This window comes from Streptomyces sp. NPDC004788 (genome assembly GCF_053601115.1).
Genome location: NZ_JBSGBF010000047.1, coordinates 1 through 16,531, shown reverse-complemented (window position 1 = coordinate 16,531; position 16,531 = coordinate 1). Strand labels below are relative to the sequence as shown.

At 72.8% G+C, this 16,531-nt stretch carries 11 protein-coding genes; 7 read left to right on the top strand and 4 right to left on the bottom strand.

Features of this window, described 5'->3' with window-relative positions; all coding sequences use genetic code 11:
- Nucleotides 1–17 precede the first annotated feature (17 nt).
- Nucleotides 18–2,066, bottom strand: a complete 2,049-nt coding sequence (locus ACWEJX_RS21185) for a prolyl oligopeptidase family serine peptidase (protein WP_451608959.1) — start codon at nt 2,064–2,066, stop codon at nt 18–20.
- A gap of 235 nt (nt 2,067–2,301) precedes the next feature.
- Between ACWEJX_RS21185 and ACWEJX_RS21180 the strand changes: the two genes are divergently transcribed.
- Nucleotides 2,302–4,356: a phosphocholine-specific phospholipase C gene (locus ACWEJX_RS21180; RefSeq protein WP_451608958.1), complete on the top strand. Its 2,055-nt coding sequence runs from the start codon at nt 2,302–2,304 to the stop codon at nt 4,354–4,356.
- Nucleotides 4,357–4,390: 34 nt separating this feature from the next.
- On the opposite strand, the gene ACWEJX_RS21175 is transcribed toward ACWEJX_RS21180, so the two are convergent.
- Complete coding sequence (locus ACWEJX_RS21175) at nt 4,391–4,546, bottom strand: hypothetical protein (RefSeq protein WP_451608957.1); 156 nt, start codon at nt 4,544–4,546, stop codon at nt 4,391–4,393.
- A gap of 181 nt (nt 4,547–4,727) precedes the next feature.
- Between ACWEJX_RS21175 and ACWEJX_RS21170 the strand changes: the two genes are divergently transcribed.
- Nucleotides 4,728–6,095, top strand: coding sequence for an NAD(P)/FAD-dependent oxidoreductase (locus ACWEJX_RS21170; RefSeq protein ID WP_451608956.1), 1,368 nt, complete (start codon nt 4,728–4,730; stop codon nt 6,093–6,095).
- 202 nt (nt 6,096–6,297) lie between these two features.
- Here ACWEJX_RS21170 and ACWEJX_RS21165 read toward each other — a convergent pair whose 3' ends face one another.
- Nucleotides 6,298–7,095 (bottom strand): hypothetical protein, encoded by a 798-nt coding sequence (locus ACWEJX_RS21165; protein WP_451608955.1) that lies wholly within the window; start codon nt 7,093–7,095, stop codon nt 6,298–6,300.
- 152 nt (nt 7,096–7,247) lie between these two features.
- Between ACWEJX_RS21165 and ACWEJX_RS21160 the strand changes: the two genes are divergently transcribed.
- The 4 genes from ACWEJX_RS21160 to ACWEJX_RS21145 all read left to right on the top strand — a co-directional run bounded on the left by ACWEJX_RS21160 (nt 7,248) and on the right by ACWEJX_RS21145 (nt 11,331).
- A complete protein-coding gene (locus tag ACWEJX_RS21160) occupies nt 7,248–7,847 on the top strand; it encodes a GNAT family N-acetyltransferase (RefSeq protein ID WP_451608954.1) in 600 nt (199 codons plus the stop codon).
- Between the two features lie 84 nt (nt 7,848–7,931).
- Complete coding sequence (locus tag ACWEJX_RS21155; protein ID WP_451608953.1) at nt 7,932–9,677, top strand: hypothetical protein; 1,746 nt, start codon at nt 7,932–7,934, stop codon at nt 9,675–9,677.
- 98 nt (nt 9,678–9,775) lie between these two features.
- On the top strand, nt 9,776–10,855 hold the full coding sequence (locus ACWEJX_RS21150) for an NAD(P)H-dependent amine dehydrogenase family protein (RefSeq protein WP_451608952.1): 1,080 nt from the start codon (nt 9,776–9,778) through the stop codon (nt 10,853–10,855).
- Nucleotides 10,852–11,331 carry a carboxymuconolactone decarboxylase family protein gene (locus tag ACWEJX_RS21145; RefSeq protein ID WP_451608951.1) on the top strand — a complete coding sequence of 160 codons (480 nt, stop codon included), beginning with the start codon at nt 10,852–10,854 and terminating at the stop codon, nt 11,329–11,331. Before ACWEJX_RS21150 ends, ACWEJX_RS21145 begins: the two co-directional genes overlap by 4 nt.
- Before the next feature lie 116 nt (nt 11,332–11,447).
- Here ACWEJX_RS21145 and ACWEJX_RS21140 read toward each other — a convergent pair whose 3' ends face one another.
- On the bottom strand, nt 11,448–13,046 hold the full coding sequence (locus ACWEJX_RS21140) for a GMC oxidoreductase (protein ID WP_451608950.1): 1,599 nt from the start codon (nt 13,044–13,046) through the stop codon (nt 11,448–11,450).
- A 409-nt stretch (nt 13,047–13,455) separates the two neighbouring features.
- Between ACWEJX_RS21140 and ACWEJX_RS21135 the strand changes: the two genes are divergently transcribed.
- Complete coding sequence (locus ACWEJX_RS21135; protein WP_451608949.1) at nt 13,456–16,473, top strand: protease pro-enzyme activation domain-containing protein; 3,018 nt, start codon at nt 13,456–13,458, stop codon at nt 16,471–16,473.
- Nucleotides 16,474–16,531 lie beyond the last annotated feature (58 nt).

The following is a 16,531-nucleotide window of genomic DNA, read 5'->3' as shown; positions in this document are numbered from 1 at the left end:
CGCGCCGCCCCGTACCGTCAGGCGGTGAGGGTCCGCCACAGGAAGGTGTGCTCCAAGGCGCTGTTGTAGGCGGTCTGTTCGTGGTCGCTGGCCCCGGCGTGACCGCCCGACAGCGTCTCGTGCAGCAGCACCCGGTGGCCCAGCTCCCGCAGCCGGGCGGCGGCCTTGCGGGCGTGTCCGGGGTGGACGCGGTCGTCGCGGGTCGAGGTGGTCAGCAGCACGGGCGGGTAGGGCCGGCCGGCTTCGAGGTGGTGGTACGGGGAGAGCGCCGCCAGGTGCGGCCGGTCGGCCGGGTCGTCGGGGTCGCCGTACTCCGCGGTCCAGCTGGCGCCGGCGAGCAGTGTGTGGAAGCGCAGCATGTCGAGCAGCGGTACGTGGCCGACGATCGCGCCGAACAGTTCGGGGCTGCGGACCAGCATCGCGCCCATCAGCAGGCCGCCGTTGCTGCCGCCGCTGATGCCGAGCCGGTCGGGGGTGGTGATGCCGCGCGCGACCAGGTCGCGGGCGACGGCCTCGAAGTCCTCGTAGGCGCGCGGCCGGTCGGCCTTGAGGGCGCTGCGGTGCCACTGGGGCCCGTACTCGCCGCCCCCGCGGATGCCGGCCACCACGTACGTTCCGCCACGGGCGAGCCAGGCGCGGCCGCGCACGGTGTCGTACGCGGGGGTGAGGGAGACCTCGAAGCCGCCGTAGCCGGTGAGGAGGGTGGGGCCGGGGAGTGCGCCGTGGCGGCCGACGACGGTGTACGGGACGCGGGTGCCGTCGGCGGAGGTGGCGAAGTACTGCCGGGCGTCGAGGCCGGTCGCGTCGAAGCGGGCGGGGGCCTGTTTGATGCGCTCGCCGGGTGCGCCGATCTCGCCGCGGTGCAGGGAGGGCGGGATGAGGTGGCCGGTGATGGAGAGGAAGTACTCGTCGCCCGTGTCGGGGTCGGTGTCGGTGAGGGCGGCGGAGGCCAGCGGCGGGATGTCGGCCAGCTCCTGGCGCTTCCAGGCGCCGGGACCGGTCGGCGGGGTGAGGACGTGCATCCGGCTGGCGACGTCCTGGAGGATCTCGAGGACGAGGTGGTTGCGGGTCCAGGAGTGCCCGGCGAGGGCGGTGCGCTCGTCGGGCGTGAACAGGACCTCGGGCTCGCGCCGTCCGGCGAGGAAGTCGTCGAAGCGGAAGGCGAGCAGGGAGCCCGCGGGCTGCCCGAGCCAGGGCGCCTTGGGGGTGACGAGGAGCCAGTCGCGGTGGACGGAGCTGTCGGCGTCGTCGGGGACGTCGATGCGGCGCAGCTCGCCGTCCGCGGCCAGGAGGTGGGTCTCGTGGTGCCAGAAGTCCCGGTAGCGGGAGACGAAGTCGCGCTCGAAGCCCTCGGTCGGGTCGTGCCAGGCGGAGACGACGAGGTCGGACTCGGCGCCCTCGTGGACGAGCGCGGCCTCGGCGAGCGGGGTGCCGCGGCGCCAGCGGCGGACGGTGCGGGGGTAGCCGGAGGCGGTCAGGGAGCCGGGGCCCTGGTCGGTGCCGACGAAGACGTGGTCCTCGTCGATCCAGCCGATGTCGGTCTTGGCCTCGGGCAGCCGGAAGCCGTCCGCGACGAAGGCCCGCTCCGCGAGGTCGTACTCGCGCACCACCACGGCGTCGCCGCCGCCCCGCGCGAGGCTGATCAGCGCCCGCCGGAACGCGGGCCGCAGCACCTGCGCCCCCGCCCAGGTCCAGTCCTCGCCCTCCGCCTCGGCCAGCGCGTCGACGTCGAGCAGCACGTCCCAGGCGGGCTCGTCGGTGCGGTACTCCTCCAGCGTGGTGCGGCGCCACACACCCCGGGTGTGCCCGGCGCCCTGCCAGAAGTTGTAGAGGTGCTCGCCCCGGCGCCGGGTGTACGGAATCCGGTCCGGCGCGTCGAGCACCTCCCGCAGCTCGGCGACGAGCGCCGCGAACTCCTCCCCGCCCGCGAGCTCCGCCTCCGTCTCGGCGTTGCGCTCCCGCACCCAGTCGAGGGCGCGCTCGCCCTCGACCTCCTCCAGCCACAGATACGGGTCGCTCACCTGCGGATCGCTCACGCCGGGTCCTCCTCCTGCTCGTTTCCCCATGTGTCCCCCATGTCGACCATGGTGGACCATGCCACTGACAGCGCGCCCGCCCGACCTCGCCCGACCATCATTGGTTCGCCGATGAACCAATCCATTCCCCACCTCGGCCCCAACGCCTCACCGTCCTCCGCATGTTCACCAATCGATTACTGCACGGCCGTATACCTTTGCGCCTCGTTCCCTCATCCTGTCCTCGGCGTGCCACGAGGGCACAGCGGGACTGGAGAGGCGGGGCATGATTCCCATCAGCCGCAGAGGCTTCGTAGGGATCGGCGCGGGGCTCGTCGCGGGTGCGGCGCTGTCCGGCGGGACGGCGCAGGCGGCCGGGGAGGCGGGCGAGGCGACGTCGGCGGTCGCGGCGGCGGCCACCGGGGCGATCACGGACGTGAAGCACGTGGTGATCCTGATGCAGGAGAACCGGAGCTTCGACCACTACTTCGGCCGGCTGCGCGGTGTGCGGGGCTTCGGCGACCGGGCCGCGGGCAACATCCCGGGCGGCTGGGGCACGTTCAACCAGCCCAGCTGGGGCGGCCGGCAGTACCCGTGGAAGCTGAGCTCCACCCCGCCGGCCGGCGGGGTGGACGGCGAGACCCTCGCGCAGTGCAACGGCGACCTGCCGCACAGCTGGACGTCCCAGCACGCCGCCTGGGACAAGGGGCGGATGGACAACTGGGTCGCGGGCGTGGGCAACGTCCGCACCCTCGGCCATCTGGACCGCGGCGACATACCGTTCCACTACGCCCTCGCGGACAACTACACCGTCTGCGACGCCTACTTCTGCTCGACGCTGAGCGCGACCGGCCCGAACCGCACCTTCCTGTGGAGCGGCAAGGTCGACTCCGGCAGCAAGGACGGCGGCGACGAGTCCGGGCTGACCTGGGAGACGTACGCGGAGGCGCTGCAGCGGGCCGGGGTGAGCTGGAAGGTCTACCAGAACGCCCAGGACAACTTCGGCGACAACGGCCTCGCCTATTTCAAGAAGTTCACCGACGCCAGGCCGGGCGACCCGCTGTACGACCGGGGCATGAGCTCGGTTCCGAAGGTGACCGGCTCGACCCCGGACGACATCGCGGCCGCGATCCGCGCCGACGTCGTCGCCGGCACCCTGCCCCAGGTGTCGTGGGTGGTGGCGAGCGAGGCGTTCTCGGAGCACCCGTACGCCCCGCCGGGCGACGGCGCGCACTTCGTGAACCTGGTATACCAGGCCCTCGCCGCGAACCCCGAGGTCTTCGACTCGACCGTGCTCTTCCTCAACTACGACGAGAACGACGGCTTCTTCGACCACGTGCCGCCGCCGGTCGCGCCGCCCGGGACTCCGGGCGAGTACATCGACGGCGTGCCGATCGGCCTCGGCTTCCGGGTCCCCATGGTTGTCATGTCCCCGTGGACCCGGGGCGGCTGGGTCAGCTCCGAGGTCTTCGACCACACCTCCGTGCTGCGCTTCATGGAGGTCTGGACGGCCGCCCTCGGCACCCCCGCCACCTGCCCCAACATCAGCGACTGGCGCCGCCGGGTCAGCGGCGACCTGACCGGGGTCTTCGACTTCACCCGTCCGGTCTACGGCGTCCCGGCGGGCCTGCCGTCCACCGCGAAGGTCATCGGCCAGGCCACCTGCGGCCCGCTGCCCAACCCGGCCCCGCAGGACAACGCCCTGCCGTCGCAGGAGCCGGGCACGCGACCGGCCCGCGCCGTGCCGTACCAGGTCAACGGCAATCTGGACCGCTTCGAGTTCGGCGCCGCCGGCAAGATCCTCGCCTGGTTCTCCATGACCAACCAGGGCACCGAGGCGCGCCGCACCGCGCACTTCTCGATCCACCCGCACCAGTACCGGGACACCGCCGCCTGGCAGTACACGGTCGACCCGGGCACCACCGCCACCGACTACTTCAACATCGGTCTCGGCTCCGGCTCCGGCAAGTACGACATCTCGATGATGGGCCCCAACCGCTTCCTGCGCCGCTTCATCGGCGACGCCTCCAAGGCCGGCAAGGACATCGAGGTCGCGGCACGCTACGCGACGGAGCCGGGCACCGGGAAGACCGCGATCTACTTCAGGATGACCAACAACGCGTCCACCGCGGTCACCTTCACCATCCGCTCCGACGCCTACCGGTCGGACGGCCCCTGGACGTACACCATGCCGGCGAAGTCGTCCCGCGAGGACTACTTCAACGCGATCGCCTACACCGACGGCTGGTACGACTTCACCGTCCTGGCCGACATCGACGGCACCTGGTCGCGCCGCTACACCGGCCACATCGAGACGGGCGCCCCCAGCGTCTCCGGGTGAGCGCCGCCGCGAGGACCTGCGTGTCCTGCCGCCGTCAGCGCGGGGGCAGGACCGTCAGGACCCGCTCGACGAAGCTCTTGAAGTCGTTCATGAAGTCGGAGAGGAACTGCTGGGTGGTGGGGTCCGTGACCTCGCCGTCCTCACCGAAGAGGCCCGGCGTGAACTGGATGTACGCCTCCGGCGCGTTCATCTGCGGGGAGTTGCAGAAGCTCTAACCCGGTCGGGAGGCCCCGGCGACCGGGGCGGTTCCCCGTCCCGTGGCCCCTCTCTCACCCCTTCACCCCTTCTCCCCTTTTGCCGGATATGCTCAGCTTTCGGATGATGGGTTCGTTCAGTGAGGGTGGACAAGGCGTGGAAAGGCGGTCTTACCCGTGGCTCGACCCAGAATCCTCGTGGTGGGCGCCGGTTTCGCCGGGGTCGGGTGCGTACGGCGCCTCGAACGACGGCTGACCGGACGGGAGGCGGCGATCTCCCTGCTGTCCCCCTTCTCGTACCAGCTCTATCTCCCCCTGCTTCCGCAGGTCGCCTCCGGCGTGCTCACCCCGCAGTCGGTGGCGCTGTCCCTGCGGCGCAGCGAGCGGCACCGGACCCGGATCATCCCCGGCGGCGCGGTCGGCATCGACACCGACGCCAAGGTGTGCGTGGTGCGCACCATCACCGGCGAGCTGACGACCGAGCCGTACGACCATCTGGTCCTGTCCCCCGGCAGCGTCACCCGCACCTTCGACATCCCGGGGCTCGCCGAGCACGCGCGCGGCATGAAGACCCTCGCCGAGGCCGTCTACATCCGCGACCACGTGATCGCCCAGCTCGACCTCGCCGACGCGAGCGAGGACGAGGCCGAGCGGGCGGCGCGGCTGCAGTTCGTGGTGGTGGGCGGCGGTTACGCGGGGACCGAGACGGCGGCCTGTCTGCAGCTGCTCACCCGCAACGCGGTCAGGCGCTATCCGCGGCTCGACCCGGCGCTCATCAAGTGGCACCTTGTGGACATCGCGCCCACCCTGATGCCCGAGCTCGGGCCCAAGCTGGGCGCGGCCGCCCTCGACATCCTGCGGCGGCGCGGGATCGAGGTCTCGCTCGGCGTGTCGGTGGCGTCGGTCGACGACGAGAACGTGACGCTCACCGACGGCCGGGTGCTGCCCTGCCGGACGCTCATCTGGACGGCGGGCGTCGCCGCGAGCCCGCTGATCGGGACGCTCGGCGCGGAGACGGTGCGCGGGCGGCTCGTGGTCGACGCGGACATGAGGGTGCCGGGACTCGACGGCGTGTACGCCATGGGCGACGCGGCCGCCGTGCCGGACCTGGCCAAGGACGAGGAGGGCGCGATCTGCCCGCCGACCGCCCAGCACGCGATGCGCCAGGGCAAGGCGCTCGCGGACAACCTGGTCGCGGTCCTGCGGGGCGAGCAGACCCAGCCGTACCACCACAAGGACCTGGGCCTGGTGGTGGACCTCGGCGGGCTCGACGGCGTCTCGAAGCCGATGGGCGTCGAGCTCCACGGCATGCCGGCCCAGGCGGTGGCCCGCGGCTACCACTGGGCGGCGCTGCGCACCAACGTGGCGAAGGCCCGGGTGATGACGAACTGGCTGCTCAACGCGGTGGCCGGCGACGACTTCGTCCGCACCGGCTTCCTGGCCTCGAAGTCCGGCACCCTGAAGGACTTCGAGTACACGGACGCCTATCTGACCCCGGACCAGGTACGCGCCCACACGGCGTCGTTGCGCGCCGGCAAGTCCTGACGCCCGGCGGGGCGCTCCAGGGCTGGTCCAGCCGTCTCCCCCGCACGGCCGGACCAGCCGCCCAGCCGCCCAGCCGCCCAGCCGCCCAACCGCCCAGCCGCCCAGCCGCCCAACCGGATGAGCCGGATGGTCCGGATGAGCCCGATCGCCTTGTCAGATGTCGATCACACGGCAGGCGTTGGGCGGAACGACGCCGCTGTCCTCAGCGGCCGATGACCGGCGCCGGGCCCATGACCACGACCGGCTCGCGCGTCGGGTCGAGCGCGCGCAGCAGCTCCTCCATGTTCTCGCGGGGCAGCGACACGCACGCCTGGGTGGGGCCGCCGTGGTCGACGTGGATCCAGACGCCGCCGCCCTTCTCCGGGCCGAGCGGGCGCTCCTTGTCCAGGGGCGTGGTGCCGGGGACACGGTTGTAGTCGATGGCGACGACGTAGTCGAAGGAGCCTTCCAGGTCCTCCCCGAGGAAGCCGGTGCCCGACACGGCGAACTCCTCGTCCTGGTCGTACGGGAGGCGGGAGCCGGGGTCGGGGAGCCGGCCGCCCGCGTCGCCGAGCCGGAAGACACCGGTCGGCGAGCGCAGGTCGCCCGCCACGTGGGCCTCGGTCCAGCCGTTCAGGGCGTTGTGGCCGGTCCAGGGCCCGGCGACCCTGCGCCATCGGCCGGCCGGCTCCCGGTCGTAGAGCACCGCGGTGACCACGTTGCCGTCGGCGCTGTCCCCGCGCACCACGAGGACCTGGCCGGCGTCGCGGGGGATCCGGGCCTGGGTGACCGGGCCGACGCCCGGGACGCGGGCCGGGACGGGGGCGCGGGCAGGCCCAGGGGCAGGGGTGCGGGCCGGGGCACGGTGGGTGGCGTCGGGCCCGGCCTGTGCAGCCGGCTTCGCCGGGCCCATGGCGGGCGGGGCGGCCGGTGGTCGCTGTGCGGCGGCGCAGCCGGTGAGCGCCAGGGCCCCGGTCAGGGCGCAGGTCAGCACCGTGGCGGTGCCCTTGCGGACGGGCATGGATCGGCGACCTCCGTGGCGGGCGGGGCAGTGCGGCCATCCGTACCCGGTCCGCACGCGGGCGTGTCGCCCCGCACGTACGCCCTCACTCGTCCGGGCGACCTGGACAAAGCAGTTGACGGGGTGACACGTGCACGGGTTACCTCCCCACCATGACCGACCTGCGCATCGTTCCCGTCGACCCGGCCGACACCGCGGCCGCGCCCGCGCTGCTGGCGGACTGGCGACTGATCCACAACGCCGTCATCCCCACGGCGCCGCTCTCCGCGACCGAGGTGCGCGAGCGCGCGGGCCGCAACCGCCTGGCGGTCGCCTACGCGGACGGCGTACCGGTCGGCTGCTCCACCGTCCGCCCGCCGGACGAGGAGACGCCCGCGGCCACGGTCATCTCCCGGACCCTGCCCGGGTACCGGGGTCGGGGTTACGGGACAGCGCTGTACGAACAGGGCCTGACGCAGGCCCGGACGCTGAGCGAGGCGGGTGTGGAGACCGTGGTGCTCGCGAGCAACACGGAGGGCCTGCGGTTCGCGCTGGCACGCGGCTTCGTGGAGACGGAGCGGTATCTGCTGCCGGGCGACACGGTGCCGTTCGTGACGCTGCGCCTCGACGAAACCGCAGACGAGACCACGGACGAGGTCACGGACGAGACCACGGACAAGGTCACGCACGAGGTCACGGACGAGACCGCGGACGAGGTCACGGCCGGGACCACGCACAGGTCCGCTGGCAGGACGGCGACCGGGCGGCCGTAGCCGCGGCCGTAATTCGCTGGACCGATCACCCGGAGTGCGGCACCATCGGCACATGATCGACAGAATCGAGCACCTCTCCGCCCGGTGAGCGCCCAGGAAGAGCGCACGCCGCTCGCCTCTCGGCCCTCCTTGTACGAACGCGCCCTCCGCGCCCCGGAGGAGGACGCCCTCCCCGACGAGCCGCCCGAGCCGGAAGGCCCGGGGTTGCGCGGCCGGAAGGCCGCCGCTGCCGTACGGGCATCCCTCGGTCCGCTGCTCGCCGGGCCCGACACCCCGGCGGTGCTCGACGAGCTCCACCGCCGGCTCGCCGAACTCCCCGTCCGCACCGGCCCGCTGGTCGCCGCCGTCCTGTCCGTGCCGCTCGACGACGAGGCCACGGCCCGTGCGATCGGCCGCCGTCTGGTCCGTACGGGCACGACGCGCCGATCGGTGAGCCTGGGCGTGGCGCTCCTGCGGCGGCTCGGCGAGCCCGAGGACGTGCCGTATCTGGTGGTGCTGTCCCGGCTGCGCAGGCTTTCCCGCCTGACGGTGACGGCCCTGGAGCGGCTGGATCCGCGGACCGCGGCGCTGCGCTGGCTGGACATCCGGGTCCGCGGGCCCGAGCTCCGCCCGCTGGTGGACGCGCTGTTGTCCGACCCGGTGCCGGACGTCCGGGAGCTGCTGATCCGGCAGCCTCTGGACGCCGGGACCGTGGGGCCGGCGCCGGCCCGGCGGATCGCCGAGGCCACCGCCCTCGCCGGCCTCCTCGACCGGGACGCGGTGGATCCGCGCCTCCTCGCCCAGGCCGCACGGCTGCTCGTCCGGATGGCGAGCCAGCAGGACTACGAGGCCGAGGTCCTCCAGTACGGCGAGGCGGTGGCGGCCTGCGACGCCCTGGTCCGGCGTGCCCCGGCGCTCCCGCCGAGTGTCGGCCACGCCGCCGTGCTGCTCTCGCTCGCCGTGGACCTGCACAGCGGGCCGACCCACCTCCTGCCCTGGCGGGACGGGCAGCGCGAACAGCTCCTGGACGTGCTCGGGGCGCTGCTCGCCTCTCCCGCCTGGGCCCACACCCTGTCGGAACCCGCCGCGGACGCCCCGCCGGCCGTGCGGCGTCGCGCGGCCTGGCTGCGCCACACCGCCGAGCGGGTCTTCCGGGCGCCCGAGCCGCCCACCACCCGGCTCCGGATCGAGATCCTCTCGCGCGACCCCGCCGACGCCACGGAGCGGGTCGAGACCCGGTTCCTGATCGACGGCCGCCCGCTGGTGCCGGAGGTCTTCGGGCGCGGCTCGGGCAATTCGCCCGAGTACTTCCTCGACGGGGGCGCGCTGCGCGCCGGCGAGGAGCCGCGCGAGGTGCAGCTCGCGGAGGCGTGGTGCACCGAGGGCTGTTGCGGCGCGCTGTGGGTGACGGTCGTCCGGGAGGGTGACCAGGTGGTGTGGCGCGACTGGCGCCACCCCGGCCGGCTCCCGTCCGGCGCGCCGGCGCCCGAGCTTCCCGTGTACCGCTTCGACGCCGCCGGCTACGACGCCGAGCTCGCCCGGGCGGCCGGCGACGACCGCTGGTCGTGGCCGGCCCGCACGACCGGACGGCTGCTCGCCGCGGCGCTGCGGGATCGTCCGGAGCTGCTCACCCGCTGGGAGGCGCGGTTCGACTGGGCGGGTGCCGACTACCGGGACCCGGACACGACGGCCGTGTGGTTCAGGGGCGCGGGTTCGGCCGGCTCGGACGAGCCGGAGCCGCAGTTCGTCTGGCGGCTGCCCGAGGACGGGGCTCCCCCGGCCGAGCGGGCGGCGGCGGCGCTGCGCCGGCTCGAGCGGGAGGACCCGAGGGGGTACGCCGGCCCACCGTGAGGCCGCGGCCGGACCGGTCCCCGCCATGGCTGACGATCCGTCAGATCCATCGTGTCACGTCTCTGGGAACCTCACCGCCCCGGCGCTACCCTCCGCGCATGATTCCGACCGTGGTGTGGGGAACCGGAAATGTCGGGCGCGCGGCCATCCGGGCCGTCGACGCCCATCCGGCGCTCGAACTCTCGGCCGTCCTCGTCGCGAACCCCGCCAAGGTCGGCCGGGACGCGGGCGAGCTCGCCGGGCTCGGGCGCCGGCTCGGCGTCGCCGCCGGGGACGACGTGGCCGCCGTCCTGGCCCGGGGCCCGCGGGCCGTGGTGTACGCGGCGTCCGGGGACCTGCGCCCGGACGAGGCGCTGGCCGACGTCGTACGGGCGGTACGGGCCGGGGCCGTCGTGGTGACGCCCGCGCTGTATCCGCTGTACGACCACCGGAGCGCGCCGCCCGAGTTCCGCGAGCCGGTCCTGGCGGCGGTCGAGGAGGGCGGCGGCTCGCTGTTCGCCTCGGGCGTGGACCCCGGCTGGGGCAACGACGTGCTGCCGCTCCTGGTGAGCGGGCTGGGCTCCACCGTGGAGGCGATCCGCTGCCAGGAGATCTTCGACTACTCGACGTACGAGCAGGAGGAGTCGGTCCGCCACCTGGTCGGCATGGGCCAGCCCATGGAGTACGAGCCGCCGATGCTGCTGCCCTCCGTGCCGACCATGGTGTGGGGCGGCCAGCTGCGGCTGATGGCCCGGGCGCTCGGCGTCGAGCTCGACGAGATCCGCGAGACGCTCGAGCGGCGGCCGCTGGCGGCCACCGTGCGGACCCGGACGATGGGCGAGTTCACGGCGGGCACCCAGGGCGCGGTGCGCTTCGAGGTGCAGGGGATCGTCGACGGCGAGCCGCGCCTGGTGATCGAGCACGTGACCCGGATCCATCCGGACTGCGCCCCCGACTGGCCGGTGCCGCCGGACGGTTCGGGGGCGCACCGGGTGGTCGTGGAGGGCCGGCCGCGGATCGAGGTGACGGTCGAGGCCTCGGACGAGGGCGAGAACCGGTCCGCGGGCGGGAACGCGACCGCCGTGGGCCGTCTCGTGGGGGCCGTCGACTGGCTGGTGGAGGCGGAGCCGGGGCTGTACGACGCGCTGGACGTGCCGTTGCGCCCGGCGGTGGGGAAGCTGGGAAGGAGACCGCGGTGATCATCGACATTCCCGAGGGGCAGGAGCCGATCGGGTACGTGTGGGGCGACATGGTGCCCGGGATCGGGATGGCGGCGGCGAACTTCTCGCTGTCCGTGTACGCCCATACGACGCTCGGGCTGCGCGAGTTCGAGGCGGCGCGGCTGCGGATCGCGCAGATCAACGGGTGCCGGTTCTGCCTGGACTGGCGCACGGACCGGGACGGCGAGAAGGTCGAGGAGGCGTTCGCGGACGCGGTCCTCCAGTGGCGTACGACGGATGCCTTCGACGAGCGGACCCGGCTCGCGGCGGAGTACGCGGAGCGGTACGCCCTGGACCACCACAACCTGGACGAGGGGTTCTGGGCGCGGATGACGGCCGCGTACAGCCAGGTGGAGATCGTGGAGCTGACGATGAGTCTGGGCTCGTGGCTGGCGTTCGGCCGGCTCAACCGGGTGCTGGGGCTCGACACGGTGTGCGTGCTGCCGACGCACTGAGCCGTACGGAGCCGTACGAGCCATACGCGGCCATACGCAGCCCTACGGAGCCGTACGGAAAGGGGGCCGGCCGGGATCTCCCGGCCGGCCTCTCGTCGTGGCCCGTCCGCCCGCCCTCAGAGGTCGGTGGCGATGATCTTCTCGATGTTGCGTTCGGCGAGCGCCGTGATGGTGACGAACGGGTTGACGCTGGTGCTGCCCGGGATGAGGGCGCCGTCGATGACGTACAGCCCGTCGTATCCGTGCAGCCGGCCGTAGTTGTCGGTGGCCTCGCCGAGGACGGCGCCGCCGAGCGGGTGGTACGTGAGATGGTCGCCCCAGATCTTGTAGGCGCCGAAGAGGTCGGTCCGGTAGATCGTCCCCTCCTTGGCGTTGATGGTGTCGAAGATGGTCTTCGCCGCGTCGATGGAGGTCTGCTTCCAGGCCCGGTCCCAGCCGAGGTCGACGCGTCCGGTGGTCGGGTTCCAGCTGAACTCGGCGCGGTGCGGGGTGCGGGTGATGGAGAGGTAGAAGGACGCGTAGGTCTCGATGCCGGTGGGCAGCGGGGCCACCTCGGCGAAGGCGCCGCCGCGGTCCCAGTTGTCGATGCCGGCGGTGGGCATCGAGGACTGGAGCGTGCCGGTGGGGTCCCACATGTGGTTGGCCCGGCCGCACATGACGTTGCCGTTGTCGCCCCAGTTCTTGCCGACCCGGTCGTTGAGCGCGGGCAGCGCGCCGGTCGCCCTGAGCCGGGTGAGCAGCTTGCTGGTGCCGACGCTGCCGGCGGCGAAGAACACCCGGTCGGCGGTGACGCTCTTCGTCTCGACGACGGTCCCGGTGGTGTCGAGGCGCTCGATGGTGACGGTGTAGCCGCCGCCGGCCGCCGGCGTGACGCCGGTGACCTTGTGCAGCGGCGAGACGGCGACCCGGCCGGTCTCGGCGCAGCGCGCGAGATAGGTCTTCTGCAGGCTCTTCTTGCCGTGGTTGTTGCCGTAGATGACCTCGGCGTCGAGGGCGGACTTCGGTACGGCCCCGACGGCCTCCTGCTTCATGTAGTCCCAGTCGTAGACGTTGGGCACGAAGACGAAGGGGAAGCCGGAGCGCTCGGCGTGCTTGCGGCCGACCCGCGCGTACTGGTAGCAGTCGGCGTTCTCCCACCAGGTCCGGTCGACGGAGGTGACGCCGAGGCCCTCGTTGGCGCGCGGGTAGTAGACCCCGTACATCTCGCCGGGGTCCACGGTCGGGAGCAGGCTGGGGAACACCTCCTGGCGCGGGGTGACGGCCATGCCGCCGTTGACGAGCGATCCGCCGCCGACGCCCCGCCCCTGGTAGACGGTGATGCCGGCGAAGTCCTCGGCGTCGAGGATGCCGGTGTAGAGGGGCACGTCCTTGTCGAGCGGATAGCCGAGGAACTGGCTGATCGGCTGCTTGGTGCGGGTGCGCAGCCAGAACGAGCGGTAGTCGGGCCTGGTGGTGTTGGCGAAGATCTTCCCGTCGGACCCTGCCGTGTCCCAGGCCATCCCCATCTCGACCATGTGCACGTCCACCCCGGCCTGCGCGAGCCGCAGCGCCGCGACGGACCCGCCGTACCCGGTCCCGACGACGAGCGCGGGCACCCGCGCGCCGTCCGGAATGGGCGCGCAGAGCCCGGCGGGGGTGGTGGCGGTGGTGTCCGCGCTCGCCGTACCGGCGTGGCCGGCGAGCGCGAGACCGCCCAGCAGAGAACCGGTTCCCATGACGAACCGACGACGTGTCAGACCTCTGGATGCCGAGGCCGGAAAGGATCTGTCACTCACGTGATGTTCCTCACTCTGGAGTGAATGGGAACATGTTCTACTGGCGGGTTCTTGGGAAGTCACGAGAAACCAACGGGTAACTTAGGCCGGATTGCACCCCCCGCGATCACATACCTGACACAAAATCGCACCCCCGCGCGACGAACATCCATGCGGGCCTGATAGATGTTCACCCCTGGTCGTCGATCTGCCGCCTGAAGGTGTGCGCGGACGGCGCCGGGGGGGTTTCACGCAACACGGGTCCGGGCGCTGGCGCCCTGCCCGGAGTACCACTGCTCCGTCTCTCCTTCCCGGGCCGCTCCCTGCCTCACGGGCGCGCACGACGCGGAACGTGAAAGGGAGCGTGTGCATGGGCCGAACCGCCCGTGAGAAGGCATTGAGATGGGGTGCGGCCGCCGTCGCCGCCCTGGCGGTCAGCACGGCCGCCGTCCCGGCTTCGGCCGTGGCCGCCGCCCCGGCGGACGACCCGGGTCCGCAGCGGGTCGGCTCGGCGCCGAAGGTGCCGCGGGGCGCCGTCCGCACGGCGGACCCGGCCCCCGGGCAGAAGCTCGAACTGAGCGTCGTCCTGGAGCCCCGTGACCCGGCCGCGCTGCGACGCTTCGTCACCGAGGTGTCCACGCCCGGCTCGCCGCGCTACCGCCAGTACCTCGGTACGGGCGAGTTCGCCAAGGTCTTCGGCGCCGAGCCGCAGGCCGTGGAGAAGGTGCGCGCCGAGCTCACGGCGAAGGGCCTGACCGTCGGCGCGCTGGACTCGGACGGGCTCACGCTGCCCGTCACCACGACCGTCGCCGGCGCGTCGAAGGCGTTCGGTACCGAGTTCGACGGGTACCGGCTGAACGGCCGGTCCGGCGTCCTCAACACCGCCGCCCCGGCCTTCGACGGCCGGGTCGCGGACGAGGTGCGCACCGTCGTCGGCCTGAACACCCTGTCGTCGTACCAGCCGCGCAACACCGGCACCAAGGGCCACGGCGTCGTCCAGGGGTCGGACTCCGACGGCACCGGCGCGACCGGCCCCCAGCCGCGGCTGACCGGCACCACCCCGGCCCTGTGCTCCGACGTCAAGACCCTGTTCTCCGACAACGGATGGACCGACGGTCAGGACTACTGGAGCGCCAAGTCGCTGGCGACGCAGTACAACATGGCGAACCAGCCGAACGTGCAGACCGGCACGACCGTCGCCGTGTACTCGCTGGAGAACTACGACCCCAAGGACATCGCGTCCTACCAGGCCTGCCACGGCACCAAGGCCTCGGTGACCGCGGTACGGGTCAACGGCGGCCCGACCGAGCCGGCGGACCTCAACACCCAGGTCGGCCTGGAGACCGCGCTGGACATCGAGACCATCATCGGTCTCGCCCCGCAGGCCAAGATCCTCGTCTACCAGGGCCAGAACACCTGGACCGAGGGCACGGCCACCTACCGCAAGATCGTCGCCGAGAACCGCGCCAAGGTCGTCTCGGTCAGCTGGGGCCTGTGCGAGATGAACACCCCGGCGGACGTCATGGCAGCCGAGGACCTGGTCTTCCAGCAGGCCGCGGCGCAGGGCCAGAGCATCGTCGCCGCCTCCGGCGACAGCGGCTCGACCGGCTGCTACACGCCCGGTGACGCCAACGGCAACCCGGACCCGACCGTCCCCAACCAGAACCAGCTGGTGACGGACTACCCGGCCTCCTCGCCGTACGTCCTCGGCGTCGGCGGCACCACCATGCGCACCTCGGTCTCCAGCCAGACCACCTGGACCGGCTCCGGCGGCGGCGTCTCGCGCCGCTCCACCCTGGCCGCCGACGGCTTCCAGGCCGGCCGCACCGGCGCCGGCTACGCGGACCTGTGCTCCGCGGCCGCCGGCACCACCTGCCGCCAGGTCCCGGACGTCTCCGCGGTCGGCGACGGCGCCACCGGCTACCCCGTCGCCTTCGGCCAGAACAACGGCCAGGTCTGGTGGATCATCGGCGGCACCAGCGGCGCCGCGCCCGTCTGGGCCGCGCTCCTCGCCCAGGCGGACCAGGACCTGGCCTGCCAGGCCAACGGCGCCGTCGGCTACGTCCACCCCGCGCTGTACAAGCTGGCGTCCACGGCCTTCCGTGACGTCACCACCGGCAACAACAACGAGACGCTGTCCGGCTACTCCGGCGGTCTCTACCAGGCGGGTACGGGCTACGACCTGGCCACCGGCCTCGGCGCGCCCAACGGGCGCGAGGTCGTCACCGGTCTGTGCAAGGCCGTCGCACCGTCCCCGGCCTCCCGGTTCAACGCGCTGCCGCCGGCCCGCATCCTCGACACCCGCGCGGGCATCGGCCGCACCGGCACCACGCCGGTCGCCTCCTACGGCACCGTGAAGCTGAAGGTCACCGGCGTGGGCGGCGTCCCGGCGACCGGCGTCAGCTCGGTCGTCATGAACGTCACCGCGGTCTCGCCGACCGCGGGAGGCTTCCTCACCGCGTACCCGACCGGCAGCACCCGCCCGAACTCGTCCAACATGAACTGGCTGAAGGGCCAGATCGTCCCGAACCTGGTGACCGTCCCGGTCGGCAAGGACGGCTCGGTCGACCTCTACAACGCCAGCAGCGGCACGACGCACTTCATCGCCGACATCTCGGGCTACTACTCCACCCAGGCCGGCGGCGGCACGTACCTGCCCACGGGCCCGGCCCGCATCCTCGACACCCGCGCGGGCATCGGCTGGACCGGCACCTCCCCGGTGGCCGGCAAGGGCACCGTCTCGCTGACGGTCGCGGGCGCCGGCGGCGTCCCGGCCACGGGCGCCACCGCGGTGGTGCTCAACGTCACGGCGACGGCGCCGACCTCGGGCGGCTACCTCATCGCGTACCCGAGCGGCACCACCCGCCCGAACGCGTCGAACATCAACTGGCTGACCGGCCAGACCCGGCCGAACATGGTCGTCCTGCCGATCGGCCCGGACGGCAAGGTGAACCTGTACAACGCCGGCTCCGGCACCGTGCACTTCATCGCCGACGTGTTCGGCTACTTCACCGACGGCACGCAGGGTGCGACCTTCCACTCGGCGGGCCCGGCCCGGCTGCTCGACACCCGGTCCGCCCTGGGCACGTCCACGACCACCCCGCTGCAGAGCGGCACCAACCTGGTGCTCAGCCTGAACGACGGTCACACGCTGTCCAACGCCAAGGCCGTCGTCCTCAACGTCACGGCCACGGCCCCGACCGCGGGCGGCTTCCTGACCGTGTGGCCCGACGGCACCACCCTGCCGAACGCGTCCAACCTCAACTGGACCACCGGGCAGACGGTCGCCAACCTCGTCACGGTCCCGGTCGTCAACGGAAAGATCGATTTCCGGCCGAAGGGCGGCACGGTGCACGTGATCGCCGACCTCTTCGGCTACTACTCCTGATCGACCGCTGAACCTCTGGTCGACGGAGTCCCCAGGGCCCCGTCCCCGCCGCGCGAGC